21 protein-coding genes are annotated in these 25,636 nt (G+C 72.3%); 12 read left to right on the forward strand and 9 right to left on the reverse strand.

Annotated features, from left to right (window positions below; all coding sequences use genetic code 11):
• Positions 1-40: 40 nt before the first annotated feature.
• Positions 41-2,206 carry a hypothetical protein gene (locus ACRQ4C_RS11355; RefSeq protein ID WP_439688717.1) on the reverse strand — a complete coding sequence of 722 codons (2,166 nt, stop codon included), beginning with the start codon at positions 2,204-2,206 and terminating at the stop codon, positions 41-43.
• On the reverse strand, positions 2,206-2,826 hold the full coding sequence (locus ACRQ4C_RS11360) for a hypothetical protein (RefSeq protein ID WP_439688718.1): 621 nt from the start codon (positions 2,824-2,826) through the stop codon (positions 2,206-2,208). Before ACRQ4C_RS11360 ends, ACRQ4C_RS11355 begins: the two co-directional genes overlap by 1 nt.
• Positions 2,827-3,053: 227 nt before the next feature.
• On the opposite strand from ACRQ4C_RS11360, the gene ACRQ4C_RS11365 reads away from it, so the two are divergent.
• The 5 genes from ACRQ4C_RS11365 to ACRQ4C_RS11385 are packed head-to-tail and all read left to right on the forward strand — an operon-like array spanning position 3,054 to position 8,333.
• Positions 3,054-3,956 carry an ABC transporter permease gene (locus ACRQ4C_RS11365; RefSeq protein ID WP_290131351.1) on the forward strand — a complete coding sequence of 301 codons (903 nt, stop codon included), beginning with the start codon at positions 3,054-3,056 and terminating at the stop codon, positions 3,954-3,956.
• A 3-nt stretch (positions 3,957-3,959) separates the two neighbouring features.
• The gene (locus ACRQ4C_RS11370) at positions 3,960-5,186 is read left to right on the forward strand and encodes an ABC transporter ATP-binding protein (protein ID WP_290131350.1); all 1,227 of its coding nucleotides are present in this window, start codon (positions 3,960-3,962) and stop codon (positions 5,184-5,186) included.
• Between the two features lie 2 nt (positions 5,187-5,188).
• Positions 5,189-6,238 carry a glycosyltransferase family 2 protein gene (locus ACRQ4C_RS11375; RefSeq protein ID WP_439688719.1) on the forward strand — a complete coding sequence of 350 codons (1,050 nt, stop codon included), beginning with the start codon at positions 5,189-5,191 and terminating at the stop codon, positions 6,236-6,238.
• A 59-nt stretch (positions 6,239-6,297) separates the two neighbouring features.
• Complete coding sequence (locus ACRQ4C_RS11380; RefSeq protein ID WP_439688720.1) at positions 6,298-7,473, forward strand: glycosyltransferase family 4 protein; 1,176 nt, start codon at positions 6,298-6,300, stop codon at positions 7,471-7,473.
• Complete coding sequence (locus ACRQ4C_RS11385) at positions 7,470-8,333, forward strand: glycosyltransferase family 2 protein (RefSeq protein ID WP_290131347.1); 864 nt, start codon at positions 7,470-7,472, stop codon at positions 8,331-8,333. Before ACRQ4C_RS11380 ends, ACRQ4C_RS11385 begins: the two co-directional genes overlap by 4 nt.
• 40 nt (positions 8,334-8,373) lie before the next feature.
• On the opposite strand, the gene ACRQ4C_RS11390 is transcribed toward ACRQ4C_RS11385, so the two are convergent.
• From ACRQ4C_RS11390 to ACRQ4C_RS11400, 3 genes are read right to left on the reverse strand one after another with little or no spacing between them, the layout of a single operon-like run.
• On the reverse strand, positions 8,374-10,182 hold the full coding sequence (locus ACRQ4C_RS11390) for a glycosyltransferase family protein (protein WP_439688721.1): 1,809 nt from the start codon (positions 10,180-10,182) through the stop codon (positions 8,374-8,376).
• 8 nt (positions 10,183-10,190) lie between these two features.
• On the reverse strand, positions 10,191-11,054 hold the full coding sequence (rfbA, locus tag ACRQ4C_RS11395) for a glucose-1-phosphate thymidylyltransferase RfbA (protein WP_290131345.1): 864 nt from the start codon (positions 11,052-11,054) through the stop codon (positions 10,191-10,193).
• Between the two features lie 10 nt (positions 11,055-11,064).
• Positions 11,065-11,673, reverse strand: a complete 609-nt coding sequence (locus ACRQ4C_RS11400) for a dTDP-4-dehydrorhamnose 3,5-epimerase family protein (protein ID WP_111238994.1) — start codon at positions 11,671-11,673, stop codon at positions 11,065-11,067.
• Positions 11,674-11,789: 116 nt separating this feature from the next.
• Here ACRQ4C_RS11400 and ACRQ4C_RS11405 point away from each other — a divergent pair, with 116 nt between their 5' ends.
• From ACRQ4C_RS11405 to ACRQ4C_RS11435, 7 genes are all read left to right on the forward strand, one after another.
• Entirely contained in the window at positions 11,790-12,731 is a 942-nt protein-coding gene (locus tag ACRQ4C_RS11405) for a glycosyltransferase family 2 protein (RefSeq protein ID WP_439688722.1), read from the forward strand.
• A 43-nt stretch (positions 12,732-12,774) separates the two neighbouring features.
• Positions 12,775-14,280, forward strand: coding sequence for a glycosyltransferase family 39 protein (locus tag ACRQ4C_RS11410; protein WP_439688723.1), 1,506 nt, complete (start codon positions 12,775-12,777; stop codon positions 14,278-14,280).
• Positions 14,277-15,905 carry a glycosyltransferase family 39 protein gene (locus ACRQ4C_RS11415; RefSeq protein WP_439688724.1) on the forward strand — a complete coding sequence of 543 codons (1,629 nt, stop codon included), beginning with the start codon at positions 14,277-14,279 and terminating at the stop codon, positions 15,903-15,905. Before ACRQ4C_RS11410 ends, ACRQ4C_RS11415 begins: the two co-directional genes overlap by 4 nt.
• Positions 15,902-16,888: a dTDP-glucose 4,6-dehydratase gene (gene rfbB, locus ACRQ4C_RS11420; RefSeq protein WP_439688725.1), complete on the forward strand. Its 987-nt coding sequence runs from the start codon at positions 15,902-15,904 to the stop codon at positions 16,886-16,888. The genes ACRQ4C_RS11415 and rfbB overlap by 4 nt, the downstream gene beginning before the upstream one ends.
• A 35-nt stretch (positions 16,889-16,923) precedes the next feature.
• Entirely contained in the window at positions 16,924-17,775 is an 852-nt protein-coding gene (gene rfbD, locus ACRQ4C_RS11425) for a dTDP-4-dehydrorhamnose reductase (protein WP_290134217.1), read from the forward strand.
• Positions 17,776-17,966: 191 nt separating this feature from the next.
• Positions 17,967-19,109, forward strand: coding sequence for a glycosyltransferase family 4 protein (locus ACRQ4C_RS11430; RefSeq protein ID WP_439688726.1), 1,143 nt, complete (start codon positions 17,967-17,969; stop codon positions 19,107-19,109).
• Positions 19,110-19,188: 79 nt separating this feature from the next.
• Positions 19,189-20,775: a glycosyltransferase family 39 protein gene (locus ACRQ4C_RS11435; RefSeq protein ID WP_439688727.1), complete on the forward strand. Its 1,587-nt coding sequence runs from the start codon at positions 19,189-19,191 to the stop codon at positions 20,773-20,775.
• An 80-nt stretch (positions 20,776-20,855) separates the two neighbouring features.
• Here ACRQ4C_RS11435 and purE read toward each other — a convergent pair whose 3' ends face one another.
• The 4 genes from purE to ACRQ4C_RS11455 all read right to left on the reverse strand — a co-directional run bounded on the left by purE (position 20,856) and on the right by ACRQ4C_RS11455 (position 25,577).
• The gene (gene purE / locus ACRQ4C_RS11440) at positions 20,856-21,368 is read right to left on the reverse strand and encodes a 5-(carboxyamino)imidazole ribonucleotide mutase (RefSeq protein WP_439688728.1); all 513 of its coding nucleotides are present in this window, start codon (positions 21,366-21,368) and stop codon (positions 20,856-20,858) included.
• A gap of 9 nt (positions 21,369-21,377) precedes the next feature.
• The gene (locus ACRQ4C_RS11445) at positions 21,378-22,481 is read right to left on the reverse strand and encodes a glycosyltransferase (protein ID WP_439688729.1); all 1,104 of its coding nucleotides are present in this window, start codon (positions 22,479-22,481) and stop codon (positions 21,378-21,380) included.
• A 93-nt stretch (positions 22,482-22,574) separates the two neighbouring features.
• Positions 22,575-24,233: a glycoside hydrolase family 6 protein gene (locus ACRQ4C_RS11450; RefSeq protein ID WP_439688730.1), complete on the reverse strand. Its 1,659-nt coding sequence runs from the start codon at positions 24,231-24,233 to the stop codon at positions 22,575-22,577.
• Positions 24,234-24,440: 207 nt separating this feature from the next.
• Positions 24,441-25,577 carry a 5-(carboxyamino)imidazole ribonucleotide synthase gene (locus ACRQ4C_RS11455; RefSeq protein WP_439688731.1) on the reverse strand — a complete coding sequence of 379 codons (1,137 nt, stop codon included), beginning with the start codon at positions 25,575-25,577 and terminating at the stop codon, positions 24,441-24,443.
• Positions 25,578-25,636 lie beyond the last annotated feature (59 nt).

Raw genomic sequence — 25,636 nt, forward strand, 5'->3', positions numbered from 1 at the left:
GCCCGCTGGCACCGCGCCTCCCGTCCGTCACCGGCGTTCGTCAGGAGACGGTCGCGGTCTTGCTCCCCGCCTGCTTCCAGGCGCCGCTCGGCAGCTCCTGGAACCACAGGGCGACGGTGTGCCGGCCGGCCTTCTGTCCGGTGAGGGTCACCGACAGCCCGACGTCGGACCCGTACCCCGGGTGCGCGCGCTCGACGTCCTTCCGGGTGCCGGACGCGAGGGCGGTGTGCACCGTCTTCCCGTCGACGTCGACGCGGTAGGTCACCGGGTTCACCGTGTCGGGGTCGATCGCCCAGCCGGAGACCGTGATGGTGCCCTTCCCGCCGCGCGCGACGTCGTACGCGCCGTAGACCGGCCCGGTCTTGCCCGTGGCTCCGGCCACCGCGGGCACCGTCACGGACTTCGACCCGACGGCGACCCACTTGCCGCTCGGCCGGTCCATCGCCTGCAGGGCGACGGTGTGCTTCCCCGCCGCGACGCCGGTCAGGGTCGTCTGGACGCCGACGTTCGGCCCCCAGCCCGGGTACACCTTCTCGACGTCGGCGCGGCGGCCGTTCGCGGTGCCGGTCTGCGCGACCTTGCCGTCGACGAGGACCCGGTAGGGCACCCGGTCGTAGACGTCGGGATCGAAGGCCCAGCCCTTGACCGTGACCTTGCCGACGGCGGGCGTGGCCTGGTCGAGCCGGGCCTTCACCGTGCCGGTCTTCCCCGTCGGACCGGTCGTCGGCATCGTGACGGTCGCGGTCTTCGTGGCGACCTTCGTCCAGCTGGTGCCGGGCTTGTCCTGCGTCCACAGCGTGACGACGCGGGAGCCGGGCGTCACGTTCTTGACGGTGGTGGAGAAGCCCACGGTCGACCCGACGCCCTTGTAGACCTTGGCGACGTCGTTCCGGACGACGTTCGCGGTCGCGTTCACGACCTGCTTCCCGTCGATCTGCACGCGGTACGGCGCGGGCTTCGAGGAGTCGGGGTCGAGCACCCACCCGCTGAGCGCGATCGTCCCGGTCCCGCCCTTCGCGGTGTCGAGCACGCCCTTCGGCGGCGCGCTCGTGACGGTGAACGGCGTGCAACCGAGCATCGTGTTCGAACCGGGGCCCTGGTTGATCGCGTAGACGCAGACCGAGTGCGAGCCCTGGCTCATGCCGGTCAGGGTCGTCGAGAAGCCGTGCTTCGTGTTGCCGGCGCCGAGGGACCCGGCCAGGTCGGAGCGGGCGATGTCGCCCGTCACGGTGCGCTTGCCGACGCCGTCCACGTAGAACGCCACGCGGAGCGCCTTCGTGAGCACGTCGGGGTCGACGGCCCACCCGGAGACGGTCAGCGAGGTCGACGAGACCGTCACCGAGTCGACGTTGCCGTAGGGCGACGATCCACCCGTGGGCGAGCCGAACCAGTCCGTGTACATGCGCCAGAAGTTGCGGTTGCCGTAGGCGGAGCAGGCGTCACCGGAGCCGTAGAGGTTGTTCATCGCGGCGGTGTTCGGCGTGTACGGCGTGTAGATGTACAGCCCGGCCGTCGCCTGGTTCTTGATGTAGACGGTCTTGCGGCCGCACGCGGCGTTCGGGTTGAGCAGGATCGAGTTGTTCCGGCCGGCCTGGTACGCCCAGTACGTCGGCGAGGCCTGGTAGCGCTTGAACTGCAGCGCCGCCGCGTAGACCTGCTGCGCGAACCCGCGGTAGGCCGGGTCGCACGGCGCGGTGTCCGGGCAGGCGAAGCCCGTGGCGTGCTGGTACATCCAGTTCGTCGGGGCACTGGTCGCGACGATGCCCTGCTCCTTCTGCAGCAGGACGAGGAGCGCCTTCTGGCTGATGCCGCACGCCGCACCGACCTGGGCGATGATCGTCGCGCCGCTCTTGGTCCCTCCGGCGATCGCTGCGCAGCGTCCGGCCACGGCCTTGATCGCGGGGACGTTCTGCGTGAAGTCCTTCAGGCACTTCGGTGCCCCGGACTGCTGCCGGCAGTTCGGCGCGACGCTGTTGAGGAACGACTGCACGCCGGACGCGGACATCGCGGACCCGTTGTAGAAGTTCGCGTCCGAGATGATGTTGCCCGGGTCGAACGCACTCGCGGTCGCCGCGGACGCGGACTCGGTCGTGGTCTGCTCGGCGAGCACGGTGCCGAAGGTGAGCCCGGTCACGGCCACCGCGAGCGCGGCGACCATCGCGAGCGAGGTCCGCAGCGGACGTCGGCGGGGTCGGGTGGTCTGCATCACGGCACCTCCGCCGTCATCGGGTCGGACGTGGTCGACTTCGACCCGACCGAGTACTGGAGTGTGATCGACCAGGTGCCCGAGGACACCTTCGCGGCCGGGAAGGACACCTGCGCGCAGTTGACCGCGCTCGGGCTGGACTGTGCGGAGCTGGTGGCGGTGCGGGTCGTGCCGCCCTTCGTCGCGGTGAAGCTGCACGTGCCCGAGGCGTTCGTCGTGCCGGAGACGAGGCCTCCGGCCTGCAGCGTCCGGCTCGCGGCGTCCCAGCCCGCGAACGTGACGACCGCGGTCGCCGGGAAGGCGGCCGGGTCGGTGTCCGGCTGCGCGGTCTCCCCCGAGCCCGGGAACGCGCCGGGGGTGTCTTCGTCGGAGGCGCCGCCGCCGTCGTCCGACGAGCCGGTGCCCCCGCCGGCGTCGGACGTCGCGTCGTCCGCCGGGGCCGCCGAGGCGCTGCCGTCGGTGGTCGGGGCGGTCGCCGTCGGGCTCGACGACGTGGTCGCCGAGGCCGTCGAGGACGCGGAGGGAGCCGGGTCGCCGTCGCCGGCGGAACACCCGGCCGCGAGGAAGGTGAGCGCGCCGACCACCGCGAACGCAGCGATCGGCCGTGGAGCGAAGAGCATGCTGACGGGCCGTCCTGTGGATGTTGACAAGGGTCCGGGTTGCGCCCACGGTAACCCGAAAGTGAAGGTTGAGGGTTGGTTCCGACCGGAATCACCCCCGCACGGGGTGCACGACAGTCGTCGTGCAGTCCACCGCACGCACGGTCCGGGTCCCCTGCTGCTCCAGACGGCCCGGGAGGGGCGCCGAGTATGCTGTCCCGGTCCTGCCCCCACGAACGAAGAGACGCATGGTCGATCACAACCGCATGGCTGCGCTCGCGCAGGAGCCCCTCGTCGTCGTCGGTGCTCCGACGAGTGCGATCCGAGGGACGTGGCGCGAGTTGCGCGACGTCTTCCGGCAGCGCGAGATGCTCGGCATGCTCGTCCGGCGCGACCTCAAGGCGCGGTACAAGGACTCGGCGCTCGGCTTCGTGTGGACGCTGGTCCGGCCGCTGACGCAGCTCCTCATCTACTACTTCGTCATGGGGCAGATCCTCGGCGCGGCCAAGGGCATCGACAACTTCGCGATCTACGTCTTCACGGGCCTCAGCGCCTACACGCTCTTCAGCGAGATCGTCGCCGGGTCGACCGGGTCGATCGTCGGCAACTCGGGCCTCATCAAGAAGGTCTACGTCCCGCGCGAGGTGTTCCCGCTCGCGAGCGTGGGCGCCGCCCTGGTGAACTACGTCATCCAGTTCGCCATCCTCATCGCGGCGACCCTCGTCATCGGGGTGTTCCCGTGGCACGAGGGACTCGTCTACCTCATCCCGTCGCTGCTCGTGATCCTCGTCTACGGCGCGGCCATCGGGCTCGTCCTCGCAGCGCTCAACGTCTACCTGCGCGACGTGCAGTTCGTCATCGACGTCGGGCTCATGGTGCTGCTCTGGGCATCGCCGATCGTCTACTCGTACGCGATGGTCGTGGAGCGGCTCAAGGTCGACTGGATCCTCGCCGTCTACACGAACAACCCCCTCACGCTGTCCGTCCTCGGGATGCAGAACGCCATCTGGCTGCACGACCCGAAGGACGTCGTCTACCCGGAGCACCTCATGCTCCGTCTCGGCATCGCCTTCGTCATCGGCGTCGCCTGCCTCCTCGGCGCGCAGCGGGTGTTCTCCCGGCTGCAAGGCAACTTCGCGCAGGAGCTCTAGACCATGGCCATCAGCACGCCCGTCACCCCGTCGACCACGACCCGGTCCGCAGCACGCCCGGACGTCATCGTCATCGACCACGTCCGGAAGCGCTTCACCGTCCGCAAGGACAACACCATCCGCGAGCGCATCGTCACGCTCGGCCGCGCCGGCCGGAAGCACCGCCAGGACTTCTGGGCGCTCGACGACGTCAGCGTCACGATCCAGGCCGGGTCGACCGTCGGGCTCATCGGCCAGAACGGCTCCGGCAAGTCGACGCTGCTCAAGGCGATCGGCGGCATCATCCAGCCGACCTCCGGCACGGTGTCCCGCCGCGGACGCCTCGCCGCCCTGCTCGAGCTCGGCGCCGGGTTCCACCCGGACCTGTCCGGCCGCGAGAACGTCTACCTCAACGCGTCCCTGCTCGGCCTGAGCCGCAAGGAGACCGAGGCGCGGTTCGACGACATCCTCGCGTTCTCCGGCATCGGCGACTTCATCGACACCCAGGTGAAGTTCTACAGCTCCGGCATGTACGTGCGACTCGCGTTCGCCGTGGCCGTGCACACCGACCCCGACGTGCTGCTCGTCGACGAGGTGCTCGCGGTCGGCGACGAGGCGTTCCAGCGCAAGTGCCTCGACCGCATCCGCTCGTTCCAGGAGCAGGGCAAGACGATCATCATCGTCACGCACTCCCTGAGCCAGGTGCAGGAGATGTGCGACCGTGTGGTCCTCCTCAACAAGGGCAAGGTCCTGCACGACGGCGATGCGGTGCAGGCGGTCAGCAAGTTCCGCGACGTGCTCGAGGAGCGCCGGTCGGGCGAGCTGAGCGCCGACGTGGCGGTCGGCCGCGGCACCGTGCTCGGCGCCACCGTCACCGCCGAGGGCAAGGAGCACCGCGCCCCCGTCACCCCCGGCGACGACCTCGTCGTCGACATGGAGTTCGAGCACCTCGACGGCGTCACCGACTGGGAGGCCGCGGTGCAGATCAACAACACCGCGGGCCAGGTCGTCTACGGCACGACGACGGGCATCATGGGGGTCCACCTCGAGCCGCTGCACGGCCGACGGAAGCTCCGGCTGAAGATCGCCGACACGAACTTCGGGACCGGCAAGTACTTCATCAACGTCTCGATGATGGACTCCGCCGGACGGCACCTGCACGACCTGCCCGAGTGCGACTCGTTCGAGGTGCCCTCGTTCGGCGACGCCGTCGGCACCGTCTACGCGAAGCCCTCGCTCGAAGAGCTCTGAACGTGCCCGGACCCTCCGTGCCGCGCGACGGCACGCGGACCGCGGTCGTCATCGTCAACTGGGAACGTGCCGACCTGACCGCGCGTGCCGCCCGCGCCGTGCTCGACGACCCGACCGCCGACGCGCAGGTCGTGGTCGTGGACAACGGCTCCTCGGACGACTCCGTCGCCGTGCTGCGGGCGGCGCTGCCGGACGTGACGATGGTGGCCCGCGACCACAACGACGGCTTCGCGGCCGGTGCGAACGCGGGCATCCGCGCGACCGACGCCGACGTCGTCGTCCTCCTCAACAACGACGCCGAACCCGCGCCGGGGTTCGTCGCGGCGCTCCGCGACCACCTGGCGCGCGCCGCGCCCGACACCGCCGCCGTGACGGGCCGTATCCTCCTCGCCGGACGCTGGTCGCGCCTCCCGGCCGGTGCCGTGCCCGCACCCGACCAGCGCGTGCTGCACGACCACGCCGGCCACCGGTGGACACCGGCGCCGGACGGCGAGGTGCGCCTCAACTCCACCGGCGTGCGCGTCGACCGCGACGGCAACGGCCGGGACCGTGACTGGTTCGCCGCCGCCGACCACCGCGCCGACGTCGACGTCTTCGGCTTCTCCGGTGGCGCGAGCGCGCTCCGGCGGAGCGCGCTCGACGACGTCGGGCTGCTCGACGAGTCGCTCTTCATGTACTACGAGGACACCGAGCTCGCCTGGCGGCTCCGCCGCCGCGGGTGGCGCGTCGAGCACGCCGCGGACGCCGTCGTCGAGCACGACCACTCCGCGTCGTCCGGCGTCCGGAGCGACCTCTTCGTCTTCCGCAACGCGCGGAACCGACTCGTCGTCGCGCTCTGGCACGCGCCGTGGTCGACGGTCTGCCGAGCAGCGGTCCGCACAGCGGTACGCGGGCTGCGCGGCCTCGCGTCAGCGCGGGACCGCCGGGAGGCACGGCTCGTCCTGGCAGCGTTGGCCGACGTCGCAGGGCACCTCCCCCGGCACCTGGCACGTCGCCTGACCGAGGACCGTCGCGCGAGTGTGCCGCGCCGGTCCGTGGACCCCGGAGCATGAGCCGCGGGCGCTATCCTGGTCGCTCCCCCGTCGACGGCCCCGGCCGGAAGGATCCTCGCGTGCCGCACACCACCGTCCTGATCGACGGGACGGCCGTACCGGCAGCGCTGGGCGGCGTCGGTCGCTACGTCGAGGGCCTCGTCTCGCACCTCGCCGCGCCCGACCTCGACGTGCACCTGGTCGTCCGACCGGAGCACGTCGAGCACTTCGCCGCCCTCGCGCCGTCCGTCACCGTGCACGCCGCCCCGCGGTGGACCCGTTCGGTGCCGCTGCGCTTCGTCTGGGAGCAGACCGGGCTGCCGTTGCTCGCACGTCGACTGCACGCCGACGTGCTCCACTCGCCGCACTACACGTTCCCGTTCGCCTGGCGCGGGGGCTCGGTCGTGACCCTGCACGACGCCACCTTCTTCTCGAACCCGGAGTGGCACTCGCGGACGAAGCGCACGTTCTTCACCTGGTGGAGCCGTCGGTCGCTCCGCAGCCGACCGGTCGTCGTCGTGCCGAGCGCGGCGACCGCGTCCGAGGCTGCACGGGTCGTGACGGGCATCCACGCCGACGTCCAGGTGGCGCCGCTCGGCGTCGACCGGGCCGTCTTCCACGAGCCCTCGACGGCCGAGGTCGAGGACGCCCGGATCGCCGCGACGCTCCCCGAGGGCGCGCCGTGGATCGCGTTCCTCGGCACGATCGAACCGCGCAAGAACGTGCCGGCCCTGCTCGACGCGTACGCAGCGGTCCGGCAGGCCCGCGCGGTGACCGGATCCGACACCCCGTGGCTCGTGCTGTCCGGAGCGCGGGGCTGGGACGAGGCCGCGACCGCACGCCTCGACGCCCTGCAGGACGACGACCACGTGGTCGAGGCCGGCTACCTCCCCCTCGAGGACCTCGCCGGCTTCCTCGGCGGCGCAGAGCTCGTCGTCTACCCGTCCCTCGGCGAGGGCTTCGGGCTGCCCGTCGTCGAGGCGATGGCGTCCGGTGCCTGCGTGGTCACCACCCCGCGTCTGTCGCTGCCCGAGGTCGGCGGTGACGCGGCGGTGTACACCGAGCCCGACGCCGAGGCGATCGCGACGACGATCACGGCGCTCCTCGACGACCCGGACCGCATCGCGAGGCACCGCGCGGCCGCGCTCCGTCGGGCCGACGACTTCACGTGGGACGCCACCGCGGCCGTCCACGTCCGGGCGTACGCCGACGTGCACGCCCCGGCCGCCGGCGCGCACACGGGAGGCACCCGGTGACCGCGTCGCCACGCGTGGCCGTCCTCACCGTCACGTACAACACGGGCGAGACCATCCGACCGTTCCTCGCGAGCGTCGCCGACGCCTCGTCGACCCCGGTCGCGGTGGTGATCGCCGACAACGGGTCCGCCGACCTCGACGCGCTCCGGGCGATCGGCGAGTCGTACGGCGCCACGGTGGTGTCCTCGGGCGGGAACCGGGGGTACGGCGGCGGCATCGACGCGGCGCTGACCGCCCTCGACGACGTCCTGCCCGACGTCCGCCCGGACTTCCTGCTCGTCACGAACCCCGACGTCGTGCTCGGCCCCGGGTCGATCGACGAACTCGTCCGGGCAGCCGACCGGCTCCCCGACGGTGGCGCCTTCGGCCCGCGGATCCTCGACGACCAGGGCGAGACCTACCCGTCGGCGCGGCAGCTGCCGTCGCTCCGGACCGGCCTCGGACACGCGGCGTTCTCGCGGTTCTGGCCGGCGAACCCGTGGAGCCAGCGGTACTGGTCCACGACCCAGGTCGTCGAGCGCGAGGCCGGATGGCTGTCGGGCGCGTGCTTCCTCATCCGCACGTCGCTGTTCCGGCAGCTCGGCGGGTTCGACGAGTCGTACTTCATGTACTTCGAGGACGTCGACCTCGGGCAGCGTGTCGGACGCGCCGGTCGCACGAACGTGTACGTGCCGTCGGCCGTCGTCACGCACACCGGGGCGCACTCGACGTCGTCGAACCGGCGCCGCATGGAGATCGAGCACCACCGCAGCGCCTACCGCTACCTGTCCCGCAAGTACCGCGCCTGGTGGTTGTGGCCGCTCCGTATCGCACTCCGCGCGGGTCTGTCCGCCCGGGCGCGCTGGGTCACGCGCAAGTAGCGCGCCCGGTCGCCCGCTCCGCGGACCGCGCGCGAGCGCGTCAGCGGAGCAGCCGTGCACGCTCGGCACGGGCGGCGTCGAGCAGCACGCCGGCGCGGGCGTCGAACGAGTGGTCGGCGGCGATGCGCGCGGCGACCTCGGCGCACTCGTCCGCGGACGGCCACGGGTGAGCCGGGTCGAGCAGGGCCGCGAGTCCGTCCCGCGAGCGGGCGACGGCCAGGGTCGGCACGTCAAGCACGTCCTCGAGCCCCGCGACCGGATCGGTCACGACGACGCCGCCCGCCGCGAGGACGTCGAACACCCGGTTCGACACGAACCCACCGGCCGCCATGTCCGGCCAGTGGTCGTTGAGGACCACCCGCGCCGAGGCGTAGGCAGCGGCGACCTCCGCGCGCGACAACGCCGGCTCGCCCAGGAGGGACGGCGGCAGGACGGCTGCCCAGCCCGGTCCGTGCACCCGGAGGTCGGCCCCGACCGACACGGCACCGGTGACGATCGGGCGCTCGGTCCCCCGCGTCGACCCGACGAACACCACGCGGCCGGCATCGGCGCCGGTCGCGGAGCGGGTCCCCGGGTGGAAGACCGACGGGTCGGTCGCCTGCAGGAGCGGCTCGACCGGCACGCCGCTGCGCGCGGAGGCCTCGGCTGCCCACGTCGGTCCGGCCGCGAACGCCCGGTCGAACGTCCGCAGCTCGGTGTCCGTGACGTCGTCGGGGTGGCTGATGACCCAGAGCAGGTTCACGGACGCGGGGTTCGGTGGCACGCGGTCGAGGCCGCGCACGACGAGCGTCACGTCGTCGTCGCCGTCGTCGTCCCGCACGTGGGCGTCACGCCGGTCGACCCGGACGTCCTGCCCGAGCCGCTCGAGCGCGGCCGCGAGCTCGGTGGCGAAGTGCACGTCGCCCCAGCCGTCGCCCTCGGGGCCGGCCGGGGCGGCGATCTTGACGGACCACGACAGCCGGTCGGCCCGCACCCGTGACCGGACGACCGGCGACACGGGCCGGGCACCCCACGGCGGGAGCGGCAGCCCCGCGACCACCCCGGACCCTGCGCCGTCCGCCGGGCGGTCACGCCACGACGCGACGACGTCCACCACGGCGGCGTCGACGGTGCGACCAGGCTCGACCGTCCGGACGACCGGTCCGACGGCACGGGTGCGCACGGTCGTTCGCGCGGCTGCGGCCGCGTCGGCGGTCCACGCCGTCAGCGTGGTCCGTTCGTCCGGGAGGCACGGTGCGGGGACCACGGCGCCCTGCGGCATCGAGACGACCGGTTGGTCCACCCCGAGGACGACGTCGTCCGGCGGTGCGGCACGGTCGTCCGACCACGGCAGCGCGCCAGGTCGGACGAGCCGTGCTCCGGCCCGATGGACACCGTCAGCGGTCCGGACGGCGGCCTGGGTCGGTCGGTCGACGTCGTGTGCGAGCGCTCGCAACGCCTCGGGCCCGACCTCGACGGAGGTGTCGACGAGCACGACCGTCCTGCCCACGCCCGCGGCGAGTCCGGCGTTGATCGCCGACCCGAGCCCGTCCACGTGACCACGGCGTCCCCACGGCTGCGCCGGGTCGAAGCCGTCCCGGGGCGACGCGTCGGCCACGTAGGACACCGCACGCACGTCGACGTCGGCACCGAAGGCGTCACGGGCCGCCGCGACCAGCCGGGGCACCTCGGCGTGCCGGTCGGAGCGCGTCGTGACGAAGACCGTCACCGGCGTGTCCAGGGACGGGAGGTCGCCGTCCCAGCCGGTCACGCGCACGACGTCGGTCGACGTCGCGGACGCCCCACGGGCCTCCTGGCCGACGTCGACGACCGCGCCGTCAGCGCGACGCTTCCGCCGGAAGAGGCCCACGGTCCGGGTCAGGCGTCGAGGAGGCGCTGCAGGTACACGCCGTACCCGCCCTTGACGAGCGGCGCGGCGAGCTCGGCGAGCTGCGCGTCGTCGATCCAACCGTTGCGCCAGGCGATCTCCTCGATGCAGCCGATCTTGAAGCCCTGCCGGTCCTCGATCACCTTGACGTACTCTGAGGCCTGCATCATCGACTCGAACGTGCCGGTGTCGAGCCATGCGGTGCCGCGGTCGAGGACCTGCACGCCGAGCTTCCCCGCGTCGAGGTAGCGCTCGTTCACGGTCGAGATCTCGAGCTCGCCACGCGCGCTCGGCTCGATCGTCTTGGCGATCTCGATGACCTCGTTGTCGTAGAAGTAGAGACCGGGCACCGCGTAGTTCGACTTCGGCTCGGTCGGCTTCTCCTCGATGGAGACGGCCGTGAAGTCGTCGTCGAACTCCACCACGCCGTACGCGGTCGGGTCGGCCACGTGGTACGCGAAGATCGTGGCGCCCTGCACCTCGGTGTTCTTCCGGAGGTTCGTGCCGAGGCCCGTGCCGTGGAAGATGTTGTCGCCGAGGACGAGCGCGACGCTGTCGTCGCCGATGAAGTCCTCGCCGATGACGAACGCCTGGGCGAGGCCGTCCGGGCTCGGCTGCACCGCGTACTGGATGTCCATGCCGAGCGCGGAGCCGTCTCCGAGGAGGGCCTTGAACTGCTCGTTGTACTCCGGCGTCGTGATCACCAGCACCTCGCGGATGCCGGCCATCATGAGCGTCGACAGCGGGTAGTAGACCATCGGCTTGTCGTAGATCGGCATGAGCTGCTTGCTGATGCCCTTGGTGATCGGCCAGAGCCGGGTGCCGGAGCCGCCGGCGAGGATGATGCCCTTCACGTCGAGTCCCTTACTTCTTCGTCCGGAGGGACTCGGTGTACGCCACCGCTTCCTCGTAGGTCGGCAGCAGCCCCTGCTCGGCGGCCTGCTCGAGCGTCGGCGCAGTCGTGTCCTTCTCGGACAGCACGGGCTCGCCGAGGCCCTCGGGCAGCTCGAGCCCGACCGTCGGGTCGAGGATCGTGATCCCCTTCTCACGCTGCGGGTCGTAGTGCGCGCTCACCAGGTAGTTCACCGTCGAGCGGTCCTCGAGCGCGACGATCGCGTGGCCGAGGCCCTCGGAGAGGTAGACGGCCTTGCGGTCGACGTCGTCGATCCGCACCGAGTCCCACTGTCCGAACGTCGGCGAGCCGACGCGGATGTCGACGATGTAGTCGATGAACGCGCCGCGGACGGCGGTGACGTACTTCGCCTGGCTCGGGGCGACGAGGGCGTAGTGGATGCCCCGGGCGACACCGGCCGAGGAGATCGACATGTTCACCTGGCGGAGGTCGAGCGGGTGGCCCACCGTCTCCTCGAGGACGTCGGCGCGGTAGGCCTCGAGGAACGCTCCTCGTGCGTCGCCGTGCTGCACGGGCGTGAACTCCCACGCGCCGGGGATCTTGAGTTCGCGGATCTGCACCACGGCAGCCTAGCAAGCCGGCTGGTACACCACGTTTCGCGACCTGCACGCCCGTTCGCATTAGGCTGTTGAGGCCTCGCGCTCCCGTCAGCCATCGAAACGAGACCTGCATCCCCGTGAAGTTGTTCGTCCAGATCCCCTGCCTCAACGAGGAGAACACCCTCGCCAGCGTCATCGACTCCATCCCGCGGGAGATCGAGGGCATCGACGAGATCGAGATCCTCGTCATCGACGACGGCAGCACGGACCGCACCGTCGAGGTCGCGAAGGAGCACGGCGTCAAGCACTTCGTGCACCACACCACGAACATGGGCCTCGCCCGGTCGTTCCGCGACGGCGTCGACTACGCGCTCCTGCACGGCGCCGACATCGTGGTCAACACCGACGGCGACAACCAGTACCCGCAGGCCCAGATCGCCGAGCTCGTGCAGCCGATCCTCCGGAAGGAGGCGGAGATCGTCATCGGCGACCGCCAGACGCGCACGATCGAGCACTTCTCCGGGTTCAAGAAGCTCATGCAGCGCTTCGGGTCCTGGGTGGCCTCGCGGGCGGCCGGCCTCGACCTCCCCGACGCCGCGAGCGGGTTCCGCGCGTACTCGAAGTACTCCCTGATCCGACTCAACATCGTGACGCGCTTCAGCTACTGCATGGAGACCATCGTGCAGGCCGGGTACAAGCGCCTCGCTATCGCCTCGGTGCCGATCACGACGAACCCGAAGACGCGCGAGTCCCGGCTGTTCAGCAACATCTTCCAGCACATGTTCCAGTCCGGTTCGGCGATCGCCCGGGTCTACCTCATGTACCGACCCATGGCGTTGTTCGCGTGGGTCGCCGCGATCCTCGGGGCACTGGGGCTCTGGCCGCTCGTCCGCTACCTCGTGCTCCTCTGGATGCACACCCCCGGAAACCACCTCCAGTCGATCATCCTCGGTGTGGTCCTGCTCATCACGGCCGTGCTCGCGGTGGTGATCGGCGTCGTGGCGGACCTCACCCGGCTCAACCGGACGCTGGCCGAGGAACAGCTCGACCTGCAGAAACTGCAGCGCTACGGTGACTGACGGGGGCGTTCGGACACCGCGGGTGGGGCGTGCCGAACGGATCGTGGTCACCGCGATCATGGTCGCGTTCGCCGCCGTGCTGGCGGTCTGGGCGATCGGGACCACCACGTACAAGGCCCCGGACGAACCGACGCACATGGACGCGGCGGTGCACGTCGCGATCGGTGACGCGTGGGCACCGCCCGGCACCCTGCACTACCTCGCCGCGACCGTGGCCACGCAGCTCGGCAACCAGCGCGAGTCCTCCGCGGAGCACCCGACCTGGGGCGAACTCCTCCGCGACCACCCCGGCGACAGCACGGGCAGCATCGACCAGATGACGCAGCACCCGCCGACGTACTACGTCATCGCCGCCGGCGTCCTGCACCTCGTGCACTTCGAGGACCTGCGCTGGGACCACGCGGTGCTCGCGCTCCGGCTCTTCGACGCGCTGCTCACGCTCCCGATGCCGTTCCTCGCGTGGGCCACGGTCCGCCGGCTCACCCGGTCCCCACGGGCGGCGGTGATCGGCGGCGCAGCGATCCTCGCGATCCCCGAGCTCGCCGCGATCGGCGCCTCGGTGACGAACGACGCGCTCATGCTCCCGCTGTCGGGGATCCTCGTGTACCTCGTCACCCGGCTGCTCACGGGCGACCACCGCGTCCGCCTCCTCGTCGCGATCGCGGTCGCGCTCGGCGCCGCGCTCCTCGTCAAGGGGACGGCGCTGCCGGCGGTCCCGTTCGTGGGGATCGCGGTCGTCACGGCCGGGCTCCACCGCGGTGTCGTGCTCCGGAACGTCGTGCGGGCGTTCGGCACGCTCGCCCTCGCAGCCCTGGTGGGCTCCTGGTGGTGGGTGCAGAACCTCGTGCTCTACCGCCAGATCCAGCCAGACGGCATGGCGGGTTCCATCCGTCCGGACAAGCCGTTCCCGTCCGGCACCGGTCCGTCGCCGGAGGTCTTCCTCCGGGACTACTGGAACGGCGTCACGCGGACCTTCTGGGGCAGTGTGGGCAGCCTCGCGCAGTACCAGATCGCGCAGTTCCTCATCGACGCGCTCACCGTCGTCTCGCTCGCCGGCATCGCGATCTGGGCGTTCCATCGCGGGCCCTCCCTGCGCCCGGCGATCGTGCTCGCCGCGTACCCGGTCATCCTCATCGCCCTGCACATGCAGAGCGGCTGGGGCGGCTACGTCCGGAACACGATCGTCGCGGGCACACAGGGGCGGTACTACTACCCCACCCTGCTCGCCCTGATCGCACTGAGCGCCCTCGCCTGGCCGCGAGCGACGATCACGCTCCGCGGTCGGACCCGGCTCGCGGTCGGCATGGCCGTTGCGGCGTGTGCGATCGGTGCCTACGGGGTCGTCTACGTGATCCGGGCCTTCGGCCGCAACGCCGCCTGGTGGATCACCGAGGCGAACGTCGCCGAGTTGGACCGCTCCGGGTCCGTGCCGGGCGGGTGGACGGTCACGATCGCCGCGGTGGCCCTGCTGCTGCTCGCCGCGAGTGCCGTCGTGCTCGTGCGTTTCCTGCGCGTCACCGCGCCGGAGCGGGCAGGGGGCACGGCATGAGCGCCCGGCTGCAGTGGATCGGTGTCGGCGTGGTGACCGCCGCGTGGGTCGGGTTCCTCCTGCTGTTCGCGTTCGTGACGCCCGTCTTCGGCGCGCCGGACGAGCCCGCCCACGTCGACGCGGCCTTCCGGCTCGCACTCGGCCTCGGTTGGCCGGCTCCGGGCGACATGCACTACCTCGCGGCGATCCGGCAGGTCGTCGAGAACCCGGTGCCCGCTGCCGACCGCACGACCGTGTCGGCCCTGCTGGCTCGGTACCCGGGCGACTCCGCCGCGATCGACCAGATGTCCCAGCACCCGCCGACCTACTACCTCGTCCAGGCGCTCGTGCTCAAGGCGATCGGCTGGGGCTCGCACAGCTGGGGTACCGCCGTCCTCGCGCTGCGGCTCGTCGACGTCATGGTCGTGGCTGCCGTGCCCGTCCTCGTGTGGGCGACCGTCCGACGGGCCACCCGCTCCCCGCGGACGGCGCTGGTCGCTCCCCTGCTGCTCTTCGCGGTGCCGCAACTCGCCCAGGTCACGTCCGGCGTCACGGTCTGGGCGCCGATGGTCCTGGCCGGTGCCGTCATGGTCTGGCTCGCGGTCCGGGTGGCTACGGGCGACCGTTCCTGGTGGACGACCGCGGGACTCGCGGTCAGCGTGACGGCGATGTGCGCACTCACCGCCCTCGGACTCGTGGCGGTCCCGTTCGCCGTCGCCGTCGTGCTGCTCGCACGCGGTCGCCCGGCCGCGACGCGAGCCCTGCACGCGGTCGTCGTCCTCGTCGTCCCGCTGGCGGCCACCGGCTGGTGGTGGGTCCGCACGCTGGTGCGGAGCGGCACGCTCGTCCCCGATGCGCTCCGTGCCTCCACGACCGTGGTGCCGTACCCCACGGGCGACCCCGAGCCAGGGGCCTTCGCCGGACGGCAGTGGGACGGTCTGACGAACTCGTTCTTCGGGCTCCTCGGGGCGAACCAGTGGGTGCTGCCGCCCGCGCTCGTCGACTCGATGACGATCATCGCGCTCACCGCGATCGCGTGGTCGTACGCCCGCCGTGGGACCGGTCGTGGCCTCACCACGACGCTGCTCCTCTGGCCCGCGCTCGTCCTGGTCGCGACCCTCGCGTACAGCTGGCGGAACTACCTCGGGACACACCAGGGCAACGGCCTCCAGGGGCGGTTCCTCTTCGTGGCGGTCGTCGCGCTCGTCACGGCCCAGACCGTCGCCTGGCGTGCGCTGGTCGTGCGTCCGGACCTCCGACGCCGCCTCGCACGGGCCGCCGCGGTCAGCGGGCTCGTGATCGGCACCTACGGGTTCGGCGTGCTCTACCGCGGCGCGTGGGAGCACGAGCAGTTCCGCGTCACGGTGGGCGGGCTCCAGCGGATGGGTGGCGACTCGCTCGGCGGCACCATGCCGGTCGCGCTGTCCGGCCTCCTCTTCGCCGTGGCCGCCGTCACCTCGGTCGTCGTGGTGTGGCGCCTGTCGGCCGTGCGCGACACCGGGCCGGTAGACTTCTCGCCGCGAACGCCGTCCGCACCGAGCGCGGACACCGCACCGAGCGCGCACACTGCACCGAGCGCGGCGGGCACACCGACCGCACCGACGGCACCGACCGCGGACCGACCAACAGGAAAGAGACCCCAGTGAAGATCCTCGTCACCGGAGGGGCCGGCTTCATCGGCTCGAACTTCGTCCGCCGAACGCTCGAGGACGCCTACCCGGGCCTCGAGGGCGCCGAGGTCGTGGTGTACGACGCACTGACGTACTCGGGCAACGAAGCCAACCTGGCACCCGTCGCCGACTCCCCGCGGTACACGTTCGTGCACGGTGACATCCGCGACGCCGCGAAGCTCGACGAGGTCGTCCCGACGGTCGACGCGATCGTCCACTTCGCCGCCGAGTCGCACGTCGACCGGTCCGTCCGCGACTCGGGCATCTTCGTCGAGACCAACGTCGTCGGCACGCAGCGCCTCCTCGACGCCGCGCTCCGGCACGGCACCGAGCGGTTCGTGCACGTCTCCACGGACGAGGTCTACGGCTCCATCACCGAGGGCTCCTGGGCCGAGGACCGCCCGCTCGAGCCGAACTCGCCCTACTCGGCGTCGAAGGCCGGCAGCGACCTGCTCGCCCGCAGCTACCACCGCACGCACGGCATGAACCTGTCGATCACGCGCTGCTCGAACAACTACGGGCCGTACCACTTCCCCGAGAAGGTCATCCCGCTGTTCGTGACGAACCTCATCGACGGCAAGCACGTCCCGCTCTACGGCGAGGGCAACAACGTCCGGGACTGGCTGCACGTCGACGACCACTGCCGCGGCATCGCGCTCGTGCTCGTCAAGGGCCGCGCCGGCGAGGTCTACAACATCGGCGGCGGGACGGAACTGACGAACAAGGAACTCACGCAGCTGCTCCTCGACGCCACCGGCCACGACTGGTCGAGCGTCGACCGCGTCGCGGACCGGCTCGGGCACGACCTCCGCTACTCGGTGGACATCACGAAGATCCGCGAGGAGCTCGGCTACGAGCCGCAGGTGCCGTTCGAGCAGGGCCTCGCCGACGTCGTGCAGTGGTACCGCGACAACCGCGCCTGGTGGGAGCCCCTCAAGGAGCGTGCGGCGCTCAGCTGAGCGGCGTGACCGACCCCGACGGGACCCACGACACCATGACGCGATACCTCATCACGGGGGCGGCCGGCATGCTCGGCCAGGACCTCCAGCACGCCCTCGCCGGACGTGACGTCACGGCCCTCGGCCGCGCGGACCTCGACATCACCGACGCCGACGCGGTCGACGCGGCCGTCGCCGGGCACGACGTCGTCATCAACTCCGCGGCCTACACGAAGGTCGACGACGCCGAGACCCACGAGGACGACGCGTACGCCGTCAACGCCACGGGGCCGAAGCTCCTCGCCGAGGCCACGGTCCGGCACGGGGCGAAGCTCCTCACCGTGTCGACGGACTACGTGTTCGACGGCAACGGCACGGCGCCCTACGCGGAGGACGCGCCGACCGACCCGATCAACGCGTACGGCCGGTCGAAGGCCGCTGGCGAGGCGTTCGTCCGCGACATCGCCCCGGACACCTCGTACGTGGTCCGGACGGCGTGGATCTACGGCGCGCACGGGCCGAACTTCGCGGCCACGATGCTCCGTCTCGCCGCGTCGCACGACACCGTGAGCGTCGTCACGGACCAGGTCGGGCAGCCCACCTGGACCGGCGACCTCGCCGCGCGGATCGTCGAGCTCGTCGACGGCGACGCCCCGGCGGGCGTCTACCACGGCACGAACGCCGGCCAGGGCTCCTGGTACGACTTCACCCGGGCCATCTACACGGAGGTGGGTCTCGACCCCGAGCGGGTGCTCCCCACCGACAGTGCCGCCTTCGTCCGGCCGGCGCCGCGGCCCGCCTACAGCGTGCTCGGCCACGACGCCTGGTCGCGCGCCGGGCTCGCGCCCATGCGCGACTGGCGTGAGGCGCTGCACGCCGCCGTGCAGGCGGGCGCCCTGCAGGCCTGAACCGCGGCACCTGACGCGACCAGGAGACGGCCTGGAGGCACGGCACCGGACCCGTGCGGAGCCTCCAGGCCGTCACCGGGTCGCGTCGGACGGGCGCCCGTGCCGGTCCGTCACGGGGTCCTCCCCGTCCCCCCTGGTAGGGTCAGCCAGCCGGGTCACGGCACCACGACCACGACGAGGAGCACGCCAGCATGACCACTCTCCACGTCGTCGTCGACCAGGTCGTCGCCCCCGTGCCCGGTGGGATCGGCCGCTACACCGAGGAGCTCACGCGCCACCTCGTCGCGAACGCGCCGGAGGGCTGTGACGTCGCCGCGGTGGTCTCCGCCGTCGGGAACGACGAGCTCCGTCGACTCGAGACGCTGCTGCCCGGACTCTCGGAGCTGCAGCGCCTGGCGCTCCCCCGACGCGAGCTCTCACTCGCGTGGCAGGGCGGGATGGTCGGCAGTCTCGCGAAAGAGATGGTGCACGCCCCGAGCGTGCTCGCGCCGCTGGTCAAGCACGACCGCGTGCAGTTCCCGGGCCGCCAGACCGTCGTGACGGTGCACGACACCGTGCCGTGGACCCACCCGGAGACCCTGACTCCCCGCGGTGTGCACTTCCACCGCGCGATGATCAAGCGCGCGTACAAGTACGCCGACGCCGTGGTCGTGCCGACCCACGCCGTCGCGTCGGCCCTCAACGAGATCCACCGCTTCGACGACCGGCTGCGGGTCATCGGCGGTGCCCCGAGCGGGCGGCTCAGGACCCCGGTCGACGCCGATCTCCGTGCCGAGCGGCTCGGTCTCCCCGAGCGCTACGTCCTCGCCGTGGGGACGCTCGAGCCGCGCAAGGGTCTCACCCACCTCATCGACGCGATGGCACACCCGGACGCCCCGCAGGACGTCCCGCTGGTGATCGCCGGGCCCGACGGGTGGGGCGACGTCGACGTGTACGGCACCGCGGAACGCGCCGGACTCGCCCGCGACCGGGTGAAGGTCCTCGGTCGGGTCGACGACGCGGACCTCGCCGTGGCGTACGACCGCGCGACGGTGTTCGTGTTCCCCAGCCTGGCCGAGGGCTTCGGCCTGCCGGTGATCGAGGCGATGAGCTTCGGCACGCCCGTGATCCACTCCGACGACGCCGCCGTGAGCGAGGTCGCGTCCGACGCCGGCGTGACCGTCGCCCGCGACCCGCGCGACTCCTACGCGGAGCGGCTCGCGCAGGCCGTCTACCAGGTGGTGAACGATCCGCTGCTCGCGTCGCAGCTGGCGGTCGCCGGACCGGACCGCGCGCGGATGTTCGACTGGAACGACGCCGCCTCGGAGACCTGGCAGCTGCACGCCGACCTCTGACCACCGCGTCACGGCCGACCGGACCGGTGCCACTGCTACCGTTGTCCGGTCACCCTGCACCGAACTGAACGGGACCGCCATGCCTTCACCTGCGCCGACCGTCGTCGACGCGGCAGCGGAACGACCACGCGGCCCTGGGTCCGAGCTCGACGCCCGGTCTCCCCGCGTCTGGCCCGCGGCGGTCCTGGTCGGCTTCGCGGCCTTCGTGGTCGCCGTCATCGGGTCCTGGATCCCGGCGGCGTGGGCGGACGAGGCCGCCACCATGAGCGCCGCGCGTCGGTCGCTCCCCGAGCTGTGGCACATGGTCCACAACGTGGACGCCGTGCACGGGCTGTACTACGCCGCGCTCCACGTCTGGTTCGAGGTCGTCCCGTACTCGGTCTTCTCGCTCCGCCTGCCGAGCGCGGTCGCGACCGGCGTCGCCGCCGCCCTGACCGTCGTGCTCGGCGCGCGTCTCGCCGGCCGGTGGGCCGGCATCGTGGCCGGGATCGTCTTCCTGCTCCTGCCGCGGGTGACCTCCGCGGGGATCGAGGGCCGGTCGTACGCCTTCACGGCGGTCGTCGCGGTCACCCTCACCCTGGTCTTCGTCATCGCGGTGCAGCGGACCGTCGAGCGACGGCCCCGGGCCTGGGCCTGGTGGGTCCTCTACGGCGCGGTGGCGCTGCTCTGCGGCCTGCTGTTCATCTACGAGGTGCTCATCCTCGCCGCGCACGCACTCACGCTGCTGGTCTGGGTGGTCCGGCGGGGTGGCCCCGGGGGTCGGCGTCCGCACCTGCGAGCAGCGCTGTGGTGGCTCGTCCCGACCGCGCTCGTCGGCGTCCTGCTGCTGCCGTTCGTGCACCTGACGTCGGGCGAGGCCGCCAAGCAGCTGTACTTCATGGGCAAGATGGGCTGGGGCACCGGCATCCTCAAGCCGGTCTTCGTCCTGCAGTTCTTCATGGGGTCGAAGTCGATGGCGTTCGTCGGCTGGCTCGCGATCGCCGTCGGCGCGGTCACGGCGGTGGCGCTCCCCCGACTCCGACACCGGGTGCCCGCGGTCGAGCTCACGCTGCCGATCATCCTGCTGCCCCCGGCCGCGATCTACGTCGCGTCGGTGCTCGTCCGGCCGCTCTACAACGCCCGCTACTTCACCTTCGAGACGCCGCTCGTCGCGATCGCGATCGCCCTGGGCCTCACGTTCCTGCCGTGGCGCCGGACGGCGGTCCTGTGGCTGGCGCTCCTCGCGGTGCTCTCGGCGCCGCAGTGGTCGTCGCAGCGGCAGCCGATGGCGAAGGACGGATCGACCTGGGACACCGCGACCGCGCTCATCCAGCGCGAGCGCGCGGCCGAGCCCGCCGGTACGCGGGACGCCATCTACTACGGTCCGTTGCCATCGCACGTGAACCGGACGACCGAGTTCGTCGAGGCGTCCTACCCGCAGGCGTTCGCGGGGATGCGCGACCTGACCGTCGAGCGTAGTGCGGTGTCGATCGGCGAGCTCTGGGCGCAGCGTCGTCCGGTCACCGCCCCGCTGCCCGACCTGTCCGACGTCGACCGGATCTGGTTCGTCGGTGAGCCGACGGCCGACCAGCCGCGTGTGCTCCAGGACCAGATCGGCGCGACGTGGCACACGGCGGACGAGTGGAAGGACGGCGCGTTCGTGATCAAGGTCTACGAGCGGGACTGACCCCGTCGCGTGGCCCGGGCGCGCGTCGCGTGCCTCGGGCGCGCGTGGCGCACCGTGCGACGGAGGCGCTGCGGGTCCGCTCAGAGGGATTCGCGGAGCCGCGCGGCCTTCTCCTCGACGAGCTGCTCCAGCCCGTCCGCGTACTCGGCGAGCCGCGCGGCGACCGCCGGGTCGGCGCTGCCGATGATGCGTGCCGCGAGGAGTCCGGCGTTCGCCGCCCCGTTGATCGCCATCGTCGCGACCGGGATGCCCGCCGGCATCTGCACGATCGACAGCAGCGAGTCGAGCCCGTCGAGGCGCGCGAGCTGCACCGGGACACCGATCACGGGGAGCGTCGTCATCGACGCCACCATGCCGGGGAGGTGCGCAGCGCCACCGGCACCCGCAATCACCACGCGGATGCCCCGTGCGGCGGCACCCCGGGCGAACCGGGTCATCTTGTCCGGGGTGCGGTGGGCCGAGACGACGTCGGCCTCGAACGCGATGCCGAGCTCGGTGAGCATGTCGGCGGCGGCCCGCATGGTCGGCCAGTCGGAGTCCGACCCCATGATGATCGAGACGAGCGGCTGGGCGGTGGCTGCGGTGTCGGTCACGGGTCGAGCCTAGCCGAGCAGGGCCCGTCGCCAGGCGTCGCCGTCGGCGCCGATCATCCGCTTTCGCGCGACCCACGCGGCAGCCCCGGGGTCGGCTGCACCGCGGTCGACGGCGGCCACCACGGCCGCGCGCCAGGCGGCCGGGTCGTCGGGGACGGCCACCACGCCGTGGGCCGCGGCCTCGGCGTACGAAGGTCGGTCGGACACGACGGCGGGCAACCCGAGCGCGACGTACTCGATGGCCTTGAGGTCGCTCTTCGCGCGGTTGAACACCTCGTCGCGGAGCGGTGCGACGCCGGCGTCCCAGCGCTGCCGGTGGTCCACCAACCATCGGGCGAACGCCGGGTAGTGGCCGTCGGGCACCTCGACCCGTCGGTACCAGTCCGCGTCGCCCTCCGCGACGCCGATGACCTCGAGGTGGATCGGCAGGCCGTCGGAAGCGACGAGGTCGGTGAACACGTCCCGCAGGAGCTCGAGGTCGGCCGCGTGCGTCAGCGTGCCCATGTAGAGCACCCGGTGCTCGTCGGCGGGGAGGTCGTCGGTCGCCGCCGGCTCCCCCGGAGTCCAGAGCGACGGGTCGAGCGCGTTCCGGACGACCACGGTGTCCCGGGCGAGGGGACGGACGACCTCGGCGAGCTCCTCCGTGCTGACCACGACGACGTCGGCACCCCGGACGAGGGCGTCGATCGACGCGAGCCGGTCCGGGTCGTACTCGGCGCGGGCGAGCCGCTGCCTCCCGGAGTCGGTGAAGAAGTCGTCGTCGACCTCGGCGACGACCCGGACGCCCCGACCGCGAGCGGCGCCGAGGAACGGTGCGACGGAGGCCCGCGGCAGGATGTCCCGCTGGACGAGCACGACGTCCACGTCCGTGTCGGCCGCCCCGTCCACGAACGCACCGGCGTCGACCTGCCGGACCGTCGCCGTGCCCGATGCCGCGAGGTGTTCGGTACGCCGGACCACCCGCACGTGCGCCGAGGCCGGGTGCGCACCGTCCGCACCCGCGACGACGTAGCCGACGACGGGCAGCGGCGTGGGGGCGGCCGGCGTGGTCCCACCGGCGGTCAGTGCGCGGCGGAGTCGGCGGGCGGCACGACGGACGAGATCACGCGGCATGCGTCCATGATCCCGGAAACGGGCCGGCGCCGAGCGCGGGCACGCGGCGAGCGGCAGCGGCAGCGGCAGCGGCAGCGGCAGCGGCAGCGGCAGCTAGCGCACGGTCAGGGTCCGGCAGCCGAGCGACCGGTCCCCGCCGGACCCGATGCCGACCGCCACGACGCAGACCTTCCGCTTGCCCGACGCGACGATCGCCGTGCCGGACACGCCGTGCGACGGTCCGACGCCGTGCACCCGGTCGACGTCCGCTCGGCGGCCCCCCGCCGTGAACGTCCGGACCTGCCGGCCGTCGGCGGTGACCCGGACCCGGACCGCGCGGCCCGTGTCGTCCCGGTCGAACGCCCAGCCCCGCACGGACACGCGGCGGTGGCTCGGCGACGAGAGCGCGTCGACCCGGCCGGTCGGCGCCACCGCCGCGACGCTGACCGTGCGGCACGGGTCCGATCGCTGATCCTTCCCGCTCCCGGTGTTGCGGGCGACCGCGCACACGGTGTGCTTCCCGGGCGTGGTCGGTACCACCCCGGTGAAGCCGTGCGCGTCACCGACGCTCCACTGCGCCGCGACGTCCGCTCGACGGGCGTCGGCCGTGACGGTCCGCACGGAGCGACCGTCGAGGGTCAGGGCGACGCCGAGTGCGGTGTCGGGCGCGTCACCGTCGAACGCCCAGCCGGTCACGGCGACGCCCCCGGCGGCCGGCACGGCGCGCTCGAGCGCCACGTACGGGTCGGACCGGTACGCCCGAGCAGGCTGGACCGCGGGCGCCCCGAGCTGCGCCTTCGCCACGAGCGTCCGCGCGAAGGACGGGTACCACTTCCCCGCCGCCGGGCCGCCGTTGCAGGTGCCGTCGCTCGCCCCCGGGGTCTTCACCCACAGCAGGGCGTCGAGGGCGGTGCCGTCGGAGACCACCCGGGGTGCGGTGCCGAGCCCGGCTCCGGGCCCGTTGCACCACGTGCCGCGCCAGCCCTGCCCGTTGCGCGAGGTGTCGATGACGTAGTGCGAGCCGTCCGTCGCCGCGGAGAGCTTCTCGGCGTACGCCTGCTCCTGGGCCGTGGGGTAGTAGTTCGCGACGTTCGTGGAGAACCCGCGGGCGGTGGTCACGCCGGCCTGCCGCAGTCGGTCGGCCATCGTCGCGACCGGCACCCAGTTCGAGTTGCCGCCGTCGAGGTAGGACGGCACGCCGGCCGCCGTGAACACCCCGACGGTGCGCTTGAGGATCCGGTAGCGCTGGGCGTCGAGGGACGCGTCGCACGCCGCGTTGCTGAGCATCGCCAACGAGTCCGGTTCGACCACGACCGCGGCACGGTGTCCTCGCAGTCGGCCGGCGACCTGGTCGATCCAGGCGCCGTACGAGGCCTCGTCGAGTCCCCCGGCGGAGTACCCGCCGCAGTCGCGGTCCGGGATCGCGTAGGTCACGAAGACGGGGGTCGTGCCGGCCTGCTCGGCCGCGGCGACCGCGCGGTCGATGGTGGTCGTCAGGGTCGTCCCGCGCGTCCAGTCGCCGAGCCAGATCGCGACCGGGTACCGCGCGATGGTGCTCGCCGCGGCGGCCCCGTCCGGGTCGGTCGTGCGGAGGGCGTCGGCGGCCTTCGCGGCCTCGCTGGTCGCCGAGCGGTAGGGCCCACCGGCGAAGAGGGTCGTCGCCGCCGCCGTCCGCACGGAGGGCGTCGCCGCCTCGGCGGTCGGGGCGACACCGACGGTGGTGACGACGGTGGTGAGGACTGCGACGGCGCCGAGGACGGCGAGGCTGCGCATGCGGGCTCCCTGGACTGCTCGGACCGGCCCCCTGGCCGGTCGGAGCGTCCATGACAACACGTGCTGCGCACTCCACGACACACGCCAGATCGGGTGCCACCCGAGCGGGTGTCCGCACTTCTGCCGACGTCCCCAGCGCGGACCGGAGGCACGTGGCGGGCCCGCCACGTGCCTCCAGGCCGTCCCTCTGGTCCCGCCGGACGTGCGTCAGTCGTCGAAGTGCGCCGCTGCGGCGCGCGCCCGGTACACGACGTCGTCGACGTCGTCGCCGACGACGGTGACGTGCCCGATCTTCCGCCCGGGTCGCGGCGCCTTGCCGTAGAAGTGGTACTTCGCCTCCGGGAACGCGGCGAGCGCCCCCGGGTACCGGGCGGCGAGGTCGCCGTCCGCCGGACCGCCGAGCACGTTGATCATGACCGCGGCGGGCGCGTGCATGCCCGTGGCGCCGAGGGGCAGGTCGAGCACGGCACGGAGGTGCTGCTCGAACTGGCTCGTCGTCGCACCGTCGATGGTCCAGTGCCCGGTGTTGTGCGGCCGCATCGCGAGCTCGTTGATGAGGATCCGCTCGTCGGACGTCTGGAACAGCTCGACCGCGAGGACGCCCGTCACGCCGAGTTCCTCGGCGATGCGCACCGCGATCTCCTCGGTCAGGTCCGCGATGCGCCCGGCGCTGTCCGACGCCGGCGCGAACACCTCGGCGCACACACCGTCCTGCTGCACGGTCTCGACGAGGGGCCACGCGACGACCTCGCCGGAGGGACGACGCGCCACGGACTGGGCGAGTTCACGCGTGAAGGGCACGAGCTCCTCCACCAGGAGGGCCTGACCGTCACCGGCCTCCGCGACGGCGATGAACCAGTCCTCGACGTCGGCCGGGTCCGCGACGACGCGGACGCCCTTGCCGTCGTAGCCGCCGCGGGCGGTCTTCACGACCGCGCGACCACCGTGGTCGTCGAGGAACGCGCGGAGCTCGTCGGGGTCGTGCACCGCTGCCCAGTCGGGGACCGGCAGCCCGAGCTCGGACAGTCGGCTGCGCATCGTGATCTTGTCCTGTGCGACGGCGAGGGGCTCCGGCCCGGGTCGGACCGCGACACCCGCGTCGACGAGCGCGCGGAGGACGTCCTGCGGGACGTGCTCGTGGTCGAAGGTGACGACGTCGACCTCGCGGGCGAAGGCGAGGACGGTGTCGACGTCGTGGTAGTCGCCCTCGGCCGTCGCGGCGATGCCGGCCGACATACCAGGGCCCTCGGCGAGCACCCGGATGTCGATGCCCAGTTCCAGTGCTGCGGGCACCATCATCCGTGCCAGCTGTCCCCCACCGACGACCCCGACGCGCAACGCCATGCTGTGTGTTCCTTCCGTCGCTCACACCGAACGGTCCGAGCGCCCTGTCTAGAATCGAC

This window comes from Curtobacterium sp. SP.BCp (assembly GCF_051903255.1).
GTDB lineage: Bacteria > Actinomycetota > Actinomycetes > Actinomycetales > Microbacteriaceae > Curtobacterium.

What these genes read in the sequence shown, in the direction of transcription:
- rfbD (WP_290134217.1), top strand. Translation starts at nt 16,924, where the DNA reads ATGACGCGATACCTCATCACGGGGGCGGCCGGCATGCTCGGCCAGGAC.
- ACRQ4C_RS11435 (WP_439688727.1), top strand. Translation starts at nt 19,189, where the DNA reads ATGCCTTCACCTGCGCCGACCGTCGTCGACGCGGCAGCGGAACGACCA.
- ACRQ4C_RS11445 (WP_439688729.1), bottom strand. Translation starts at nt 22,481, where the DNA reads ATGCCGCGTGATCTCGTCCGTCGTGCCGCCCGCCGACTCCGCCGCGCA.
- ACRQ4C_RS11355 (WP_439688717.1), bottom strand. Translation starts at nt 2,206, where the DNA reads ATGCAGACCACCCGACCCCGCCGACGTCCGCTGCGGACCTCGCTCGCG.
- ACRQ4C_RS11415 (WP_439688724.1), top strand. Translation starts at nt 14,277, where the DNA reads ATGAGCGCCCGGCTGCAGTGGATCGGTGTCGGCGTGGTGACCGCCGCG.
- ACRQ4C_RS11370 (WP_290131350.1), top strand. Translation starts at nt 3,960, where the DNA reads ATGGCCATCAGCACGCCCGTCACCCCGTCGACCACGACCCGGTCCGCA.
- ACRQ4C_RS11450 (WP_439688730.1), bottom strand. Translation starts at nt 24,233, where the DNA reads ATGCGCAGCCTCGCCGTCCTCGGCGCCGTCGCAGTCCTCACCACCGTC.
- ACRQ4C_RS11430 (WP_439688726.1), top strand. Translation starts at nt 17,967, where the DNA reads ATGACCACTCTCCACGTCGTCGTCGACCAGGTCGTCGCCCCCGTGCCC.
- ACRQ4C_RS11455 (WP_439688731.1), bottom strand. Translation starts at nt 25,577, where the DNA reads ATGGCGTTGCGCGTCGGGGTCGTCGGTGGGGGACAGCTGGCACGGATG.
- ACRQ4C_RS11360 (WP_439688718.1), bottom strand. Translation starts at nt 2,826, where the DNA reads ATGCTCTTCGCTCCACGGCCGATCGCTGCGTTCGCGGTGGTCGGCGCG.
- ACRQ4C_RS11365 (WP_290131351.1), top strand. Translation starts at nt 3,054, where the DNA reads ATGGTCGATCACAACCGCATGGCTGCGCTCGCGCAGGAGCCCCTCGTC.